Raw genomic sequence first — 16,663 nt, forward strand, 5'->3', positions numbered from 1 at the left:
GCATGGCCATGACAGAAACGACGGTACACACCCACGCGGCACCGACGACAAAAGCGGCAGGCCACGCACAAACGCACCAGCAGCACCCGATCGGTCTCTACCTGGTCGTCTGGCTGCTGCTCTTCGTGCTCAGCACCTTCTCCTACCTCGTCGACTATGTCGGGCTGCAGGGCTATCTCAGATGGTCGCTGATCCTGCTCTTCATGGTGCTGAAGGCAGGTCTCATCGTCGCGATCTTCATGCACATGGCATGGGAGCGGCTGGCGCTGATCTACGCGATCCTGTTACCGCCGCTGCTGGTGCTGGTCTTTGTGACGCTGATGGTCTCGGAATCGCACTACGTGCTCTTCACCCGCCTCACCTTCTTCGGCGCGGCACCCTGATTGCCAAACGGCGCCGCCAACAGATGGCGCCGTTCAGTTCCTTGTCCTTCAGTGCTGCTGCAGCCCGGTGATCATCGCAATGATCTCGTTCTTGTCGGTCTTGGCCGTCTCGCGAATACCGATCTGCTTGCCGCGGCGCAAAACGCAAATGCGATCCGACAGCTTGAAGACCTGATCGAGGCTGTGGCTGATGATCAGCACGCCGATGTTGCGACGCTTCAGCGATTCGACGATCTCCTCGACCTTGGCGGTCTCGGCGACGCCAAGGGCTGCCGTCGGCTCGTCGAGCAGGATCAGCTTGCTTGCCCAGTGAGTTGCACGCGCAATCGCCACGCCCTGGCGCTGGCCGCCCGAAAGGTCACGGATCGTCGCATGCGCCGAGGGGATGCGGACATCCAGTTCCTTCACCAGCGTCTCGGTCTCGGCAATCATGCGGCGACGATCGAGCAGGCCGAAACGGTTTGTCGGTTCGCGGCCGAGAAACATGTTCATGTAGACCGTCTGCTGGTCGGCAAGCGCCAGATCCTGGTAGACGACCTCGATGCCATGGGCGCGCGCCATGGTGGCATTCGACATTGCCACCGTCTGGTTCTCGATAGTGATCGTGCCCGAGGTCGGCGTATGCACGCCGGAGATGATCTTGATCAGCGTCGACTTTCCGGCGCCGTTGTCACCGACGAGCGCGACGATCTCCCCCGGGTGGACGTCGAGCGAGAAGTTTTCGATGGCAGTGACGCCGCCAAAGGTCTTGCGGATGTCCTTCAGCTTCAGCACCGGCTCGCGTGCGGAATTCGCGTTCATGGTCATGACGTCGCCCCTCAAACCGGCCAGGCCGCGGTTTCGCCGAAACCGTTTTCGATCGTTTCCACCTTCGGTGTACGCTTGGAGATGCCGGAAACGCCGACAACATAAGCCCGCGTGACGAAGGCCTGGCCGCGGAAGCCGAACACGGCCGTGTCGCCGGGCTTCGGTGCTGCGGTACCGCTGGCATCGATCATCGCGTAGTAGTCGATCGCCGATGGCGGCGGCACTTCGACGCTTCGAAGCGCCGATGCCAATGTGGTCGGCTCGGCTGAGACGATCGCCTTGACGTCGTAGTCCGGGAAGATCGGATCGATGTAGAAGCCCCCGCCGAAGCAATAGGCCTTGCCGCCGGAGAGATGCGAGACCTCGGTGAGATAGAGCACCGCCGGCAGCTCCGGCAGATCCTCCATCACATGCAGCGCCGTTGTGCCATGCAGGCCGTTGCCCGGTTCGCACTGGGTCGCACCCGCTTCGGCCAGCGCCGCCAAAAGGACGCTGGAGGTCGTTCCGGGCGCGTTCACCTCGATGCCTTTGCGGCCAGCCCTCGCAAGCGCCTCGGCGGCCTTCGAAAGCGTCGCAAGATTGTGTGTCGGCAGCACCTTGCGGCGTTCATGATCGAAGAGCAGAGCTGGAAAGGTGGTGATGCCGGCAAAACGACCGCCGTCGAGCGCATCGAGCCGGTCGGCAACCGCGGCGACGTCAGCGGCGTCGAAGCCGCCTTCATGGCCGCGATAGAACGTGTCGCCTTCCGCCCGGATGCGGGCCAGCAGGTCCTGCCGGTAGCCGGCGGCCTTCGCGCCGGACGCAGCCTCCCCGGCCTTCTCGTCATTGAACACCGTCCAGTAGTCAGGCCGGAATGTTTTCGCTGCAGCGGCTGCCTCGTGGCGTGCAATCTGCTGCAGATGGCCGAGATGGCCAACCTTCAGACCGGCCTTGTGGGTGGCGCGGGCGCAGGCCATGTCGACGGCAACCGAACGGTCGATGCCGCCGCGCATGACCGCGTCACAGAAGGAGCTGGAGCGGCCGACCTGCTTGGTCATGGCAAAGATCTTCAGGCCGAGACGGCGCGCCTCGTCGCTCAAGACCTTGGCGTTGGCCTCGACCGCATCGAGGTCGAGAACATAGGCGTTTGCCGGGATCTTGCCCTGCTGATGCAGAGCCATCGCCGCTTCGATGAAGGCCGGGTTGCGGCGGCGCAGAACGTCGAGAAACATGAAATCCTCCTTCAGCGGGACTTTTCGCGCAGCGACACGGCGACCGCAGCGAGGATGATGAGACCGCGAACGATCATCTGGTCGGAAACGGAAAGGCCCATCAGGATCAGGCCATTGTTGAGCATGCCCATCATCAGCGAGCCGACAAGCGCGCCGATGATCGTGCCCTTGCCGCCATTGAGCAGCGTGCCGCCGACGATGACGGCGGCAATCACCGTCATCAGGTCGGTCTCGCCAAGTGTGTACTTGGCGGCCTGCAGGCGGCCGGCGTAGAGCAGACCGGCAAGCCCCGCGAGGCCGCCGCTGATCATCAGCACGGCGAGCCGGATGCGCGGCACGCTGATGCCGGAAACGCTGGCCGCCCGGCTGTTGTCGCCAGTTGCCAGCACATGGGCGCCGAAGCGTGTCTCGCGGTAGATGATATGCCCGCAGACAACGGCGACTACGGTCCACCAGATCAGCGACGGCACACCAAGGAACGAGCCCGAGCCGAAGAAGCCGGTAAAGGTGCTGTCGGTCACAGGAATCGAGCGCAGGTTCGTCATCGAGCGGGAGACACCGGCAAAAAGTCCGAGTGTCGCCAGCGTCACCAGAAACGACGGCAGCTTGACATAGGCGACGAGCACGCCGTTCAGAAGACCGATAAGAAGCCCGGCACCAATGCCGACGACGACGCCGGCGGCGAGGCCATAGTCGTTGACGGTCACCGCCGCCGCCAGCGCCGAGACGGCAACCGTCGAACCGATCGACAGGTCGATCTCCCCCGCCGACATGACGAAGACGAGGCCGATCGCCATGATCGTCACCGGCGCGGTCTGCAGCATGATGTTCGACAGGTTGCGAACGGTCAGAAAGCCGCTGTCCTTCAAGACGATGGCAAAAAACAGAAAGATCGCCAGGAAGCCGAGATAGACGACGTATTGCTGCAGGTTGAGGCGATTGACGAGGCTGGCCGGCTGGCCGCTCGCGCTGGAATGGGCACTGGACATCATTCTTCCTCCGAAGGCAGGGAGGTAATCCCCCTGCACTACGGCGCCGCGCGTCTCGGTGGACGTGCAATGGCCGCCGTAGCACTATGAAAAAGCTGCAAGTATTGTCCCAAGGCGACTACGATCTAAGGACGCATGCAGCAGGCATCATCACTTCATCGCATCCGCGATCGTCGCGGGGACGTCCTTGTTGAGGGACTTCTTCCAGCCGTCGGCAACCGTAGCCTTGGTGACGGCAAGCGAGTTGACCACCAGGAATGGCTCGGCCTTCTTGCCGACCAGCGAGCCCGCCGCGGCACGCGCTGCGGTGACACCGATATTGTAGGCCTCATCGGCGACCAGGGCGGCGATGTTTCCGCCCTTGACCATGTCGAGCGCTGCCGGTTCGTTGAGGTCGAGCGTCACGATCTTGGTGTGGCTATTGCCGGCGCCACGCAGCGTCGAAAGCACGCTCAGCGCCGGCTCGGCCCAGGTCACGTAGATGCCGTCGAGATCCGGGTTCTGGGTGATCATCCCTTGCGCGATCTCTTCGCTGCGGGCGGGATCCGCCATGCCAGCCTCGGCGACGATCTTCATGTCAGGGTAGTCCTGTTCGATCGTCGACTTGAAAGCGCCGTCACGCTGGTTGGTCACGTAGAAATCGGCGTCGTGATAGATGTAGCCGAGCTTGCCCTTGCCGCCGAGCGCATCCGCCATGGCGACGGCAGCCTTGTTGCCCATCTGGAAAAGGTCGTCGGAAACGATCGTCACATAGTCCTTGCCGTGTTCGTATCCGGCCGGCGAATTGTCGATGAAGGCAAGTTTGACGCCGGCGGTGCGCGCCGGATCATAGACGACGGCAGCCGTCGCCGGATCGACCGGCAGCGACAGGATGATCGACGGCTTCTTGGCAAGCACCGTCTCGACGTCGGCCTTCTGGCGCGCGGCGTCGAAGCCGGCGTCGGTCTGTGCCACCACCTCGATACCGAGCCGCTTGAACTCGTCATGGGCGCCGCTGTTGACGGCGTTGGTGTACTCGCTCATCTCGTGCCAGACGAGTGCGGCGGTAAATTTGCCGTCCTTGATCTGCTGCTCTTCAACTGATGTCAGCGCGAATGTGCCGGCGGGCGTCGGCGCCTCGCCGTGTGGCCCCGTGGTCTTGCCATCGGCGGCATAACCCGACGTCGCGGCAAAGACCGTAGCCAGCAACGCGAAATGTCTCACTGCCTTGTGCATATCTGCCTCCCTTAGGATGTTGCCGCCGGAAGCGTCCTCTCTCCCGGCGGCCATCGGATTACTTGGCCGCGTCGAGCACCGATTGCGGTGCATCGCGGTTCAGCGACTGCTTCCAGCCTTCGGCGACATTTTCCTTGGTGACCGTCAGAGCCGGTGCGACGACGAACGCCGGGGTCTGCTGCCCGAGCAGCGACTTAAGGCCAGCCGCTGCCATCGCCCGTCCGAGCTCATAGGCCTTGTCGGCAACGAGTGCCGTGACGTTGCCGCCCTTGACCATGTCGAGCGCGACGGGTTCGGCGAGATCGAGGGTCACGATCTTGGTCTTGGTATTGCCGCTCGCGCGCAAGGCGGAAAGCACGCCATCGGCGGGCTCGGCCCAAGTCACATAGATGCCGTCAAGGTCAGGGTTCTGCAGCAGCATGGCGCTTGCCAGTTCCTCGGCGCGGGCCGGATCGGAGATGCCCTGCTCGGCCACGATCTTGATATCCGGATAGTCCTTCTCGATCGTCGACTTGAACGCCTGGTCGCGCTGGTTGGTCACGTAGTAGCTGGCGTCGTGAAAGATGTAGCCGACCTTGCCCTTGCCGCCGATCGCTTTCGCGAGAGCATCAGCCGCCTGCTTGCCCATCTGGAAGAGATCGTCGGTGACAATCGAGGCGTAATCCGTGCCTTGCTTGTAGCCGCTCGGCAGATTGGAAAGGAACACGAGCTTGCTGCCGTCGGTGACGGCCTGGCGGAAGGCTTCGGCCGAGGTCACCGGATCGAGCGGCAGGGCCAGGATCACATTCGGCTTGGCGGCAAGCGCCGTTTCGATGTCGCTGCGCTGGCGGGCAGCGTCAAAGCCGGCATCCGTCGTCACTGCGATCTCAACGCCGGCGCGGGCAAACTCGTCCTTGGCCCCGGCCGAAACGGCATTGGTGAAGTCAGACGAGGTGTGCCACAGCAGCGCCGCCTTGTAGCCCTTGCCCTTAAGCGCGCCGATATCTGCATCGGTCAGCGCCACGTCGGCACTCGGCGTTGCGCTCTCACCGGACGGACCGACCGTCTGGGCGGAAGCGGCACCTACGGCAAGCACGAAACCGCTGACGAGCGCAGCAGCCATCAATTTCTTCAGAAGCATTGTCGTTCTCCCTCTTGTTTAGCAGTTCAGTCCATGACGCCGCAGTAGCGGGCCATGAAGGCGGCGAAACCGACGACGCCGGCGAGGTATTCCTCGACCTCGACCCGCTCCTCGTAGGTATGGCAATTGCGGATATCGCCGGGCGCGCAATAGACGGCGGGTATGCCGAGGCGATTGACGAAGAACGGCGATTCCGACCAGAAAGGAGCGCCTTCGATCACGCCGCGACCGCCCATGGCTTCGGCCATGGAAGCCGACAGAGTGCCGACTTCCGCTGCCGTCTCGTCGATCTCGGCCGCCGTGCCGCCGAGCGCATGGTCGCGGCCGGCCGGATAGGAAAACTCGACCGTGATCTGCGGATCGGTAATCGACGAGCGAACCGCCGCTTCGATCTCGGCCGCCGCCGTGTCCAGCGATTCACCGGGCAGGAGCTTACGGATCAGCGACAGGGTGCAGCGCTCGGGCACGGCGATATAGCCGCCGCCTGCGAGACCCGTGATCAGAAGGAAACTTCGGCCGATCAGCTTGTGTTCGGCTCGTGCGGCAATCTCGTCGGAATGCTTCCAAAGCGCCGACATCGCCGCATGGCTGGCGCGTAGCGCGTCCTTGCCGAGTTCGGGAACGCCGAAATAGGCTGATTTGCCTGTTATGGTGATGTCGGTGATGAAGAAGCCGATCTGCGCCGGATAGACAGAAAGCCGCGTCGGCTCGACATAGACGACAAAATCCGGTCGTGCGATCTCGCCGCCCTCGATACGGCCGACCAGATCCTTGATGCCGGCTGAAACGCCGGTCCCCGGCTGGCCGCTTTCCTCATCGCCGACAAAGGCAAAGGCCACGTCACCTGCCAGCTCAACGCCGGCCTTGTCGAGCAGCGACAGCGCCGCAAGCGACGCACAGATGCCGGCTTTGAGATCGCCCGAGCCGCGACCCCAGACCGCGCCGTCGATGATCGGTGCTGCAAAAGGATCCTCGCGCTCGGTGCCTGCCCAATGCTCGCGCCAGCCGTCGACATGCACCGTGTCCGTATGGCCGATAAACAGCAGCCGCGGCCCCTTGCCCGCACCCTTGCGCTCCGCCCACACGTTCGGACGTCCCGGCAGAAACTCAGCAGTCGTCAACCCGTCGAGGCCAAGACGCTGCATTACGTCGGCCAGATAGGAAACAACGTTCGCCTCGTTGCCGGTAATGCTTTCGCGCCCAATCGCGCCGCGAAACAACGTAACCGCCGCCTCGCGGTCGAGTTCCCTGCGCAATCGTTCGACCAAACCATCCGTCGTCATCAAATCGCCTCCCGAAGTGCATTCACGTTCGCTCGCGGCAGCGAGATCCGGCCGTCAGGCGCATCAACCCCGAACAGGGTGTTGTGCAATTGGCCAAGCCCGATCGCTGCCGCTCCGATGATCGCGGCACGCGCCCCGAGTTCGCCCGTTTCGACATTGACCGGATAGGGAAAGCACTGCGGCAGGAAGGCCTTCACGCGCGAAAGCATCTCCGGACGCAGCCCGATCGACCCGCCGAGTATGACCTTCTGCGGGTTGGCAATTGCGGCAATCGCGGCAACACCGGCCGCCAGGAACCGCGCCGTTTCGTCCAGCACTGTCAGGGCCGCCGCGTCGCCCGCTTCCGCGTTCGCAAAGATAGTAGGCACCGCAACAGTCTTGCCCGAAAGCTTCGCATAGCGCTCCGCCATGCCATGCGAAGCGACGGCCCGCTCAAAGGCGCCGGTGCGCAGCGATTCCGCCTCGAAAGGATCGGCGCCGAGCGGCAGGAAACCCATTTCACCGGCTGCATTGCTGACGCCGCGCACCAGATGGCCACCGACCATCAGTCCGCTGCCGACACCGGTGCCGAGCGCCACATAGGCGAGATTATCGATCCCCTGCCCCTGACCCAGCCAGTTCTCCCCGAGAACCGCGAGATTGACGTCGTTTTCGAGCATGGCGCCGAAGCCGAGCACCTCCTCGAAGGCGCCGACGACGTCCATCGTGTCGAAGCCGGCGATGTTCGGTGCAAGCAGCACCCGGCCGGTCTCGCTGCAGGGGGCACCGGGAACGCCGACCACCGCAAGCCGGATCTTCTCGCGGGCGATCTTCTGCCGATCGGCCGCCTCAAAGGCCATGGCGGCGATCTGCTCGACGACGAAGCGACCACCGCGCGGATCGGTCGGCGCGGTATCTTCGGCAAAGATCTGGCAGGCGAGATCGGTGATCGCTACGCGCACCTTGGTGCCACCGAGGTCGACAGCGATGATGAAGGCGGCGTCACAAACCAACTCGTAGGTGACGGCCGTGCGCCCGACGTGACCGCTGGTGCGCCCCGTCTCCTGAACCCACCCCTCCTCTTCGAGGCCGCGGACGATCTCGGAAATGGTCTGCTTGGAAAGGCCGGTCTGCTTGGAAATCGACGCACGCGAAATCGGCCCGCCCTGAACGATCGCCTCCATGACGGAGCGCTGAGAGAACTTCCGGGAGATGCGCAGACTGTCGTTCACGAGGACCTCTTTTAATTCGTTCTGTTACCGAACTTATTAACATCAGCCATCGCTGTCAATCTTGCCCGATGGGATTATCTTTCGTGGCGGACGCAGCGATTACAGGAGAAGGGGCCGATGGCGATGGCGCATTCGGATGCGCGCGGATTTGCGATATGATAGAGAAAACCACGTCCGCGCCTGAAGGCGCTTTCTCTCACGAAATCAGTGGCATGACCGTCCTGACCGCCCTACTATCCCGACCCGCAAAATGCTTGGCTTTGGTCGTGCAGTTTGATGAGAATGTCGTAGACAGGCTGTAGTCGGGACGTATCACGCCCTAATATCCGGCATCCAATCCAACTAGGGTCGCAATCAATGGCAGAGTTTCCGCAAAAGGCGAAAGTCGTAATCATCGGGCTGGGTGGCATCGTCGGTGCCTCGATCGCACACCACCTGATCGAGCGCGGCTGGGACGACATCGTCGGCATCGACAAGTCAGGCGTGCCGACCGATATCGGCTCGACCGCGCACGCCTCGGACTTCTGCTACACCACCAGCCACGACTATCTGTCGGTCTGGACGACGCAGTATTCGATCGATTTCTTCGAGAAGATGGGCCATTACGCCCGCATCGGCGGCCTGGAGGTCGCACGCACCGGCGACGACGTCTGGATGGAAGAGATCAAGCGCAAGCTGTCTTCCGCCAAGGCCTTCGGCACCCGCGCCCATTATGTCTCGCCGGCCGAAATCAAGAAGATGTTCCCGCTGATCGAGGAAGATCAGGTCATGGGCGGCATGTTCGACCCGGATGCCGGCCTCGTCATCCCGCGCTCGCAGACGGTTGCCGGCAAGCTCGTCGATGCGGCGGAAAAGTCCGGCAAACTGCAGGTCTTCGGCAACACGCCGGCAAAGTCGCTGATCGTCGAGAACGGCCGCATCAAGGGCGTCGTCACCCATCGCGGCACGATCATGGCCGACCATGTCATCGTCTGTGCCGGCATCTGGGGCCGCCTGATTGCCGAAATGGTCGGCGAGGACCTGCCGGTGATGCCGGTCGACCACCCGCTGACCTTCTTCGGCCCGTACAACGAGTTCGAAGGCACCGGCAAGGAAATCGGCTTCCCGCTTCTGCGCGACCAGGGCAACTCCGCCTATATGCGCGACACCGGCGACCCGAAGACCACCGAGGGTGGCCAGATCGAGTGGGGCTACTACGAGACCACCAATCCGCGCCTCTGCCATCCGCGGCACATTCTCGAAAAGCACGAGGCGCGCCTGTCGCCGTCGCAGCGCGATCTCGAGATGGAGCAGATCATCGAGCCGCTCGAACGAGCCATGGAACTGACGCCGATCCTCGGCGAGCTCGGCTATAACGAGAGCCACTCCTTCAACGGCCTGCTGCAGGTCTCGGCTGCCGGCGGCCCCTCCTGCGGCGAGAGCCAGAAGGTGCGCGGCCTCTGGTACTGCGTCGCCATCTGGGTGAAGGATGGCCCCGGCTACGGCAAGCTGATCGCCGACTGGATGACCGATGGGCGCACCGAGATCGACCATGCCTCGATCGACTATTCCCGCTTCTATCCGCACCAGCTCGAGGAGAAGTTCATCGAGGGCCGCTGCTTCGAGGCGGCGCAGAAGATCTATTACCCGGCCGTGCACACGCGCGAACCCTATGCCACCGGCCGCGACGTCAAGCGCTCGCCCTTCTACGAGCGCGAGAAGGAACTCGGCGGCTACTTCATGGAACTCGGCGGCTGGGAGCGTGCCCACGGCTACGCCGCCAACGAGCATCTGCTCGAAAAATACGGCGACCGCGTGCCGGTGCGCGAGAACGAGTGGGACAGCCGCCATTTCTGGCGCGTTTCCAACGCCGAACACCTGGCGATGAGCGAGGATTGCGGCATCGTCAACCTCTCGCATTTCCACATGGTCGACATCGAAGGCCCTGACCATGTCGAGCTGCTGGAGTGGCTCTGCGCCGCCAAGATCGGCGGCGACGGCAATATCGGCAAGGGCATCTACACCCACTTCCTCGACGACGAGGGCATGGTTCGGGCCGACTTCACCGTCTTCCGCATGGCCGACCGCTGCCGTCTGGTGAACGGCGCCGATGCCGGACCGCGCGACTTCCAGTACATGCGCCGTGTCGCCGAAGACCGCGGCCTTGACGTCACCATCACCGACGTCTCGGAGAAGTTCATCACCATCGGCATCTGGGGGCCGAACGCCCGCGAAACGCTGAAGAAGGTGGTTGCCGATCCCTCGGGCCTCGATATCGAGAACTTCGCCTTTGCCGCGATCAAGCCGATCGAGATCGCCGGCAAGAAAGTCTCCGCCTTCCGCATCTCCTATGTCGGCGAGCAGGGCTGGGAACTGCATATGAAGTACGAGGATGGCCTGGCCGTCTGGGACGCGCTGCGCGCAACCGGCGTCATGGCCTTCGGCGTCGAAACCTATGCCAACTCGCGCCGCATGGAAAAGAGCCTGCGCCTGCAGAACGCCGACCTCCTCACCCAGTACAACCTGATCGAGGCCGATCTGGCGCGCCCAAAGGTCAAGGACGTCGACTTCCGCGGCAAGGCGAAGCACCTCGAATACAAGGCACGCGAACACCAGCCGGCCATGCTCTGCACCCTCGTCTTGACGGAAAACACCGACAGGAACGGCATCAAGCGCTACCCGGTCGGCACCCTGCCGGTGATCGATCCGGAAACCGGCAGGGTGCTGGTCGACGAACTCGGCCGCCGCTCCTACACCACCTCGATCGCCTTTGGGCCGACGATCGGCAAGAACATCGCGCTTGCCTATCTGCCCTGGTCGCATTGCCAGGTCGGCCGCAAGCTCAACGTCGAGTACTTTGCCGAGACCTACCCGGTCGAAGTCGTCGGCGTCGGCTACAAGCCGCTCTACGACCCGGAAAACCTGAAGCCGCGCAGCTGATCACGCTGCATCGGAGACGAAACACAAAAGGCCCGCTCGGATCCGAGCGGGCCTTTTGATTTGATCTGACGCATCAGCGTAACCGTCAGGGCAGAACATGGCCTGCAGCAGTGAACAGACGATACCAGTCCTCGCGCGACAGTGTGATATCCGCGCCAGGCGCGATGTCGGCCAGCCGCTCGGGGCTGGTCGTTCCCAAGACCACCTGGATGTTGGCCGGATGCCGGGCGATCCAGGCGTAGGCGATGGCCGACGGCGACACCGCATATTTGCCCGAGAGTTCGTCCAGCGCGCGGTTGAGCTCCGGGAAATTCTTCTCGTCGCCGACGAAGACACCGCCGAAGAAGCCTTGCTGGAACGGCGACCACGCCTGCAGCGTCATGCGGTTGATGCGTGAATAGACGACGACTTCGCCGTCACGATCGATCGACTGCTCGAGACCTGCCATGTTCGCGGCAATGCCGAAGGCGACGGACGGAGCATGCGCGATACTGAGCTGGATCTGGTTGGCAACAAGCTGCTGGCGCACGGCTGTCTTTAGAAGATCGATCTGCCGTGGCGTATGGTTGGACACGCCGAAATGCCGGACCTTGCCGGCTGCGTGGAGTTTGTCGAACGCATCAGCCACCTCCTCCGGCTCCACCAGCGCATCCGGACGGTGCAGCAATAGAAGGTCAAGGTAGTCAGTCTTCAGCGCCGCAAGCGACCGATCGACGGACTTAAGGATATGATCCCTGGAGAAATCGAAATAGCCGCGCCGGATCCCGCATTTGCTCTGGATCACGATCTGCTCACGCTCGGCAGGCTTCAGTTGGAGTGCGTCACCGAAGCGACGCTCGCACGCATGAAGCTCGCCGCCGTAGATATCGGCGTGATCAAAGACGTTGATGCCGACGTCGCGGGCCTTGCCGTATAGCCGGCGAATGGCATCGTCACTGAGATCGACGATCCGCATCAGCCCGAAAACGGCGGATGAAACGGAGAGATCAGTTGTTCCCAGGTTGAATTTTTTCATCGGCTTGTACCATCAGTGGCTCGGAGGAAGTCTTATATTCGCAGCCAGAAGCGTCGCGAATCTCGGCTCTTCAATCTCTAGCAGCCTGAAAGCACTTGGCAAACGGCTGGGCGATCGCGCCCGCACGGCCGATGAGTGCAACGAGTTCTAGTTCAGCCTGGCGGCGGCTTTCGCTCCCCGGCCGCCGGAGCGAGGTGACCCCGCTCCGGTACTTCGTGCCGATCAGGCTGCTGATCGATAGCGCTCTGCCGGCAAAGACTGGGCAAAATTCGGCAGCATCGCCTGGCGCGCCACGTCAAGCGCATTCCATTGGTCGGCATCCGGTAGCGGCGGAATGGTTACGAGCTCACGACGATCGTAGCCCACCAGTGCCGCATCGACCAGATCGCCCACCTCCATCACACCTGCGAGCGTATCGACGTCCACACCGGTGTGGTCCCAGATTTCGGTGCGCGTCGCCGCCGGTAGCACCGCCTGGACATAAACGCCCTTGGGCGCGAGCTCGACATTCAGCCCCTGAGAGAGGAACAGCACAAAGGCCTTGGTCGCGCCGTAGACCGTGGCGCCCATTTCCGGTGCGAGACCAACGACGGAGGCGATGTTGATGATCGCGCCCTCGCCTCTCTCGGCAAATCCGGGTGCGGCGGCATGGGCAAGCCTGGTGACGGCCGTGATGTTGAGTGCGATCAGCTTGGAAATGTCGTCATTCCTCTGCTGCAGAAAGCCGCGGGGAATAGACGTGCCGGCATTGTTGACCAGTACACCGATACGGCGATCCTCGCCCAGGCGTTGTTCGATCCTGGCGACATCTCGCTCGTTCGTCAGGTCGCCTGGCAGCACCTCGACTTCGACGCCAGTTTCGTTCCTCAGACGTGCGGCCAAGGCCTCAAGGCGTTCCACATTGCGCGCGACGAGGACGAGGTCGTGACCGCGCTGCGCGAAACGCTCGGCATAGACGGCGCCAATGCCGGTGGAGGCGCCGGTTACAAGGACGCTAGGCTTCTCGCTCATCGATTGTGCTCCTTTGGTTATTCATGATGCTCATCATGTATTTGGATATATGATGTACATCATGTATAATGTCAATGGATATTTTAGGAGATGATGATGCGGGTGAGCCGGAAGCAGGTCGAAGAAAACAGGCAAACCATCCTGGAGGCGGCCGGGCGCTTGTTCCGGGAGCGCGGCTTCGAGTCCGTTACCGTGACGGACGTCATGAAAGCGGCCGGGCTGACGCATGGCGGCTTCTATGGATACTTCAAGTCCAAGGATGATCTGATTGCCCAGACGCTGGCGGGACTGCAACCGGAAGCCGCGCCAGGTCCCGTCAGTCTTGCAACCATTGTCGAACGCTATCTATCGCCGGAACATCGCGACGACTTTGGCAATGGCTGCGCGATCGCGGCGCTGGCGCCGGAGGTGATCCGCCAGTCCGGAGGCGCGCGCTCGGAGATGACCGCGGCACTCAAGCACCGCCTCTCGCGGTTCGTCCGCGTGGCACCGGGAGATGATGACGCTGACAGGCGCCGTGCAGCGATCGGCAGTTGGTCGGCCATGGTCGGGGCCCTGATCCTGGCCCGAATGTCTGACGACCCGGCTCTTTCGGACGAGATCCTTGTCGAGACGCGTGCGTGGTTGACCGAGCAGCAGGGGGTTTCCGACACCTAGAGTCACAGCGACGGCTGCACGGCATCCGGTAGCACGTGCAGAACGGCGGCCGCCCCCTACCCTCGAAGGAGAGGTTTAGGCCACAGGACAGCAACGGCGCTCACTCGTGTGGTGAGGGAGGTGATTGCTGCGGGGATGGGGCAATTCCGTCGTTGATGAGGGAGGTGACAATTCAAGGGACGGATGGTGTGCTTTAACGTCAAAAAGCCCGCGGACGTTTTTGTCTGGCGGGCTTTTTGTTTGATTTGGTTGCGGGGGCAGGATTTGAACCTGCGGCCTTCAGGTTATGAGCCTGACGAGCTACCGGGCTGCTCCACCCCGCGCCATCTAGGTAAACCGCGAAGCGGTTTATCCGGTCAGCGCAAATCCCTATGGGATTTGTCGCGGTAATGTAAATCCCGAAGGGATTTATGGTCTCTGCCGAGCAAATTGCGAAGCAATTTGTCTCGCGTAAGGAAGGCACTTACCGGGTTTTGCGAAGCAAAATCCCGTTGTTTGTCTCGGTCTAGCAAAACAAAAGGGCCGCTTGAGGGCGGCCCGTGTTCGGCTGGGCCGAGGGATGAAGAGAAGATGATCGTTTGATTTCCGGATTTGTCTTGCGATTTGCAGACCTGGCAGCGACCTACTCTCCCGCGTCTTAAGACGAAGTACCATCGGCGCTGGGGCGTTTCACGGCCGTGTTCGGAATGGGAACGGGTGCAGCCACCCCGCCAGAACCACCAGGTCGGCAAAGCGCAAGATTTGCGCTTAGCTTAAGCGCAAACCGGATGAGAAGCTGGTGAGTTCGTTTTGCGAACTCGTTTTGTCTTTGAACACGTCTTGTGATGCACATCTAGTGATGAGCATGAGCAATGGGAACGATCAAGCCAATCGAACGATTAGTACTGGTAAGCTTCATGCGTTGCCGCACTTCCACACCCAGCCTATCAACGTGGTCGTCTTCCACGGTTCTCAAGGGAATACTCGTTTTCAGGTTGGTTTCCCGCTTAGATGCCTTCAGCGGTTATCCATTCCATATATAGCTACCCTGCTATGCCCTTGGCAGGACAACAGGTCCACCAGAGATATGTCCATCCCGGTCCTCTCGTACTAGGGACAGATCCTGTCAATATTCCTACACCCACGGCAGATAGGGACCGAACTGTCTCACGACGTTCTGAACCCAGCTCACGTACCGCTTTAATTGGCGAACAGCCAAACCCTTGGGACCTGCTCCAGCCCCAGGATGCGATGAGCCGACATCGAGGTGCCAAACAACCCCGTCGATATGGACTCTTGGGGGTCATCAGCCTGTTATCCCCGGCGTACCTTTTATCCGTTGAGCGATGGCCCTTCCACGCGGGACCACCGGATCACTATGACCGACTTTCGTCTCTGCTCGACTTGTCAGTCTCGCAGTCAGGCGGGCTTATGCCATTGCACTCGACGACCGATTTCCGACCGGTCTGAGCCCACCATCGCGCGCCTCCGTTACTCTTTCGGAGGCGACCGCCCCAGTCAAACTACCCACCATACACTGTCCCGGATCCGGATGACGGACCGCGGTTAGACATCCATGACGATAAGGGTGGTATTTCAAGGATGGCTCCACAAGAACTGGCGTCCCTGCTTCAAAGCCTACCACCTATCCTACACATGCCGACACGAATGCCAGTGTAAAGCTATAGTAAAGGTGCACGGGGTCTTTCCGTCTGACCGCAGGAACCCCGCATCTTCACGGGGAATTCAATTTCACTGAGTCTATGCTGGAGACAGCGGGGAAGTCGTTACGCCATTCGTGCAGGTCGGAACTTACCCGACAAGGAATTTCGCTACCTTAGGACCGTTATAGTTACGGCCGCCGTTTACTGGGGCTTCGATTCAGAGCTTGCACCCCTCCTCTTAACCTTCCAGCACCGGGCAGGCGTCAGACCCTATACGTCGTCTTGCGACTTCGCAGAGCCCTGTGTTTTTGATAAACAGTCGCTACCCCCTGGTCTGTGCCACCCCAAAAGACTTGCGTCCATTGGGGTCACGCTTCTTCCGAAGTTACGCGTGCAATTTGCCGAGTTCCTTCAGCATAGTTCTCTCAAGCGCCTTGGTATACTCTACCTGACCACCTGTGTCGGTTTCGGGTACGGTCTATAATGGTGGAGCTATTTCCTGGAACCGCGTCCCCGCCCGGACAATCCAATAAGTCCGAACAAGTTAAGCGATCCGTCACTACCACCAGGCCCACGAATATTAACGTGGTTCCCATCGACTACGCGTGTCCGCCTCGTCTTAGGGGCCGGCTAACCCTGCTCAGATTAACTTTAAGCAGGAACCCTTGGTCTTTCGGCGAGAGGGTCTCTCACCCTCTTTATCGTTACTCATGTCAACATTCGCACTTCCGATACCTCCAGGACCCCTCACGGGTATCCCTTCACAGGCTTACGGAACGCTCCGCTACCACACGTCTTGCGACGTATCCTCAGCTTCGGTGCATGGCTTTAGCCCCGTTACATTTTCGGCGCAAAGACCCTTATTTAGACCAGTGAGCTGTTACGCTTTCTTTAAATGATGGCTGCTTCTAAGCCAACATCCTGGTTGTTTTGGGATCCTCACATCCTTTCCCACTTAGCCATGACTTGGGGACCTTAGCTGGAGGTCAGGGTTGTTGCCCTTTTCACGACGGACGTTAGCACCCGCCGTGTGTCTGCCGACTAGTACTCCTCGGTATTCGGAGTTTGGTTAGGATCAGTAAGACGGTGAGTCCCCATAGCCCATCCAGTGCTCTACCCCCGAGGGTATTCGGTCGACGCTCTACCTAAATAGATTTCGCGGAGAACCAGCTATTTCCGAGTTTGATTGGCCTTTCACC

The 16,663-nt window shown here is 61.4% G+C and carries 12 protein-coding genes, 1 tRNA gene and 2 rRNA genes (1 of these 15 only partly in view); 3 read left to right on the forward strand and 12 right to left on the reverse strand.

The window, feature by feature from the left end:
- The first annotated feature begins 8 nt into the window (after window positions 1-8).
- Window positions 9-383, forward strand: a complete 375-nt coding sequence (locus tag PWG15_RS14430; RefSeq protein ID WP_275020901.1) for a cytochrome C oxidase subunit IV family protein — start codon at window positions 9-11, stop codon at window positions 381-383.
- A gap of 48 nt (window positions 384-431) precedes the next feature.
- Here the strand turns inward: PWG15_RS14430 and PWG15_RS14435 are convergent, their stop codons facing one another.
- The 7 genes from PWG15_RS14435 to PWG15_RS14465 form a co-directional block, all read right to left on the reverse strand.
- Entirely contained in the window at window positions 432-1,190 is a 759-nt protein-coding gene (locus PWG15_RS14435) for an ATP-binding cassette domain-containing protein (RefSeq protein ID WP_275020903.1), read from the reverse strand.
- An 11-nt stretch (window positions 1,191-1,201) separates the two neighbouring features.
- The gene (locus PWG15_RS14440; protein WP_275020905.1) at window positions 1,202-2,401 is read right to left on the reverse strand and encodes an alanine racemase; all 1,200 of its coding nucleotides are present in this window, start codon (window positions 2,399-2,401) and stop codon (window positions 1,202-1,204) included.
- An 11-nt stretch (window positions 2,402-2,412) separates the two neighbouring features.
- Window positions 2,413-3,393: an ABC transporter permease gene (locus PWG15_RS14445; protein WP_275020907.1), complete on the reverse strand. Its 981-nt coding sequence runs from the start codon at window positions 3,391-3,393 to the stop codon at window positions 2,413-2,415.
- A gap of 147 nt (window positions 3,394-3,540) precedes the next feature.
- A complete protein-coding gene (locus PWG15_RS14450) occupies window positions 3,541-4,605 on the reverse strand; it encodes a substrate-binding domain-containing protein (protein ID WP_275020909.1) in 1,065 nt (354 codons plus the stop codon).
- A gap of 58 nt (window positions 4,606-4,663) precedes the next feature.
- Window positions 4,664-5,725: a substrate-binding domain-containing protein gene (locus PWG15_RS14455; protein ID WP_275020911.1), complete on the reverse strand. Its 1,062-nt coding sequence runs from the start codon at window positions 5,723-5,725 to the stop codon at window positions 4,664-4,666.
- A gap of 26 nt (window positions 5,726-5,751) precedes the next feature.
- On the reverse strand, window positions 5,752-7,008 hold the full coding sequence (locus PWG15_RS14460) for a M20 family metallopeptidase (protein WP_275020913.1): 1,257 nt from the start codon (window positions 7,006-7,008) through the stop codon (window positions 5,752-5,754).
- The gene (locus PWG15_RS14465) at window positions 7,008-8,219 is read right to left on the reverse strand and encodes an ROK family transcriptional regulator (RefSeq protein WP_275020915.1); all 1,212 of its coding nucleotides are present in this window, start codon (window positions 8,217-8,219) and stop codon (window positions 7,008-7,010) included. The genes PWG15_RS14460 and PWG15_RS14465 overlap by 1 nt, the downstream gene beginning before the upstream one ends.
- Window positions 8,220-8,576: 357 nt before the next feature.
- Here PWG15_RS14465 and PWG15_RS14470 point away from each other — a divergent pair, with 357 nt between their 5' ends.
- Window positions 8,577-11,138: a GcvT family protein gene (locus PWG15_RS14470; protein ID WP_275020917.1), complete on the forward strand. Its 2,562-nt coding sequence runs from the start codon at window positions 8,577-8,579 to the stop codon at window positions 11,136-11,138.
- A gap of 85 nt (window positions 11,139-11,223) precedes the next feature.
- On the opposite strand, the gene PWG15_RS14475 is transcribed toward PWG15_RS14470, so the two are convergent.
- Window positions 11,224-12,153 carry an aldo/keto reductase gene (locus PWG15_RS14475; protein ID WP_275020918.1) on the reverse strand — a complete coding sequence of 310 codons (930 nt, stop codon included), beginning with the start codon at window positions 12,151-12,153 and terminating at the stop codon, window positions 11,224-11,226.
- A gap of 222 nt (window positions 12,154-12,375) precedes the next feature.
- A complete protein-coding gene (locus tag PWG15_RS14480; RefSeq protein WP_275020919.1) occupies window positions 12,376-13,164 on the reverse strand; it encodes an SDR family NAD(P)-dependent oxidoreductase in 789 nt (262 codons plus the stop codon).
- A 96-nt stretch (window positions 13,165-13,260) separates the two neighbouring features.
- On the opposite strand from PWG15_RS14480, the gene PWG15_RS14485 reads away from it, so the two are divergent.
- Window positions 13,261-13,821 carry a TetR/AcrR family transcriptional regulator gene (locus tag PWG15_RS14485; protein ID WP_275020920.1) on the forward strand — a complete coding sequence of 187 codons (561 nt, stop codon included), beginning with the start codon at window positions 13,261-13,263 and terminating at the stop codon, window positions 13,819-13,821.
- A gap of 246 nt (window positions 13,822-14,067) precedes the next feature.
- Here PWG15_RS14485 and PWG15_RS14490 read toward each other — a convergent pair.
- The 3 genes from PWG15_RS14490 to PWG15_RS14500 form a co-directional block, all read right to left on the reverse strand.
- Window positions 14,068-14,144: transfer RNA gene (locus PWG15_RS14490), tRNA-Met, on the reverse strand.
- Window positions 14,145-14,430: 286 nt separating this feature from the next.
- A 5S ribosomal RNA gene (rrf, locus tag PWG15_RS14495) occupies window positions 14,431-14,545 on the reverse strand.
- A gap of 133 nt (window positions 14,546-14,678) precedes the next feature.
- Window positions 14,679-16,663, reverse strand: a 23S ribosomal RNA gene (locus PWG15_RS14500) (it continues 812 nt past the right edge of the window).

It is taken from the genome of Ensifer adhaerens, assembly GCF_028993555.1.
Lineage (GTDB): Bacteria > Pseudomonadota > Alphaproteobacteria > Rhizobiales > Rhizobiaceae > Ensifer > Ensifer adhaerens_I.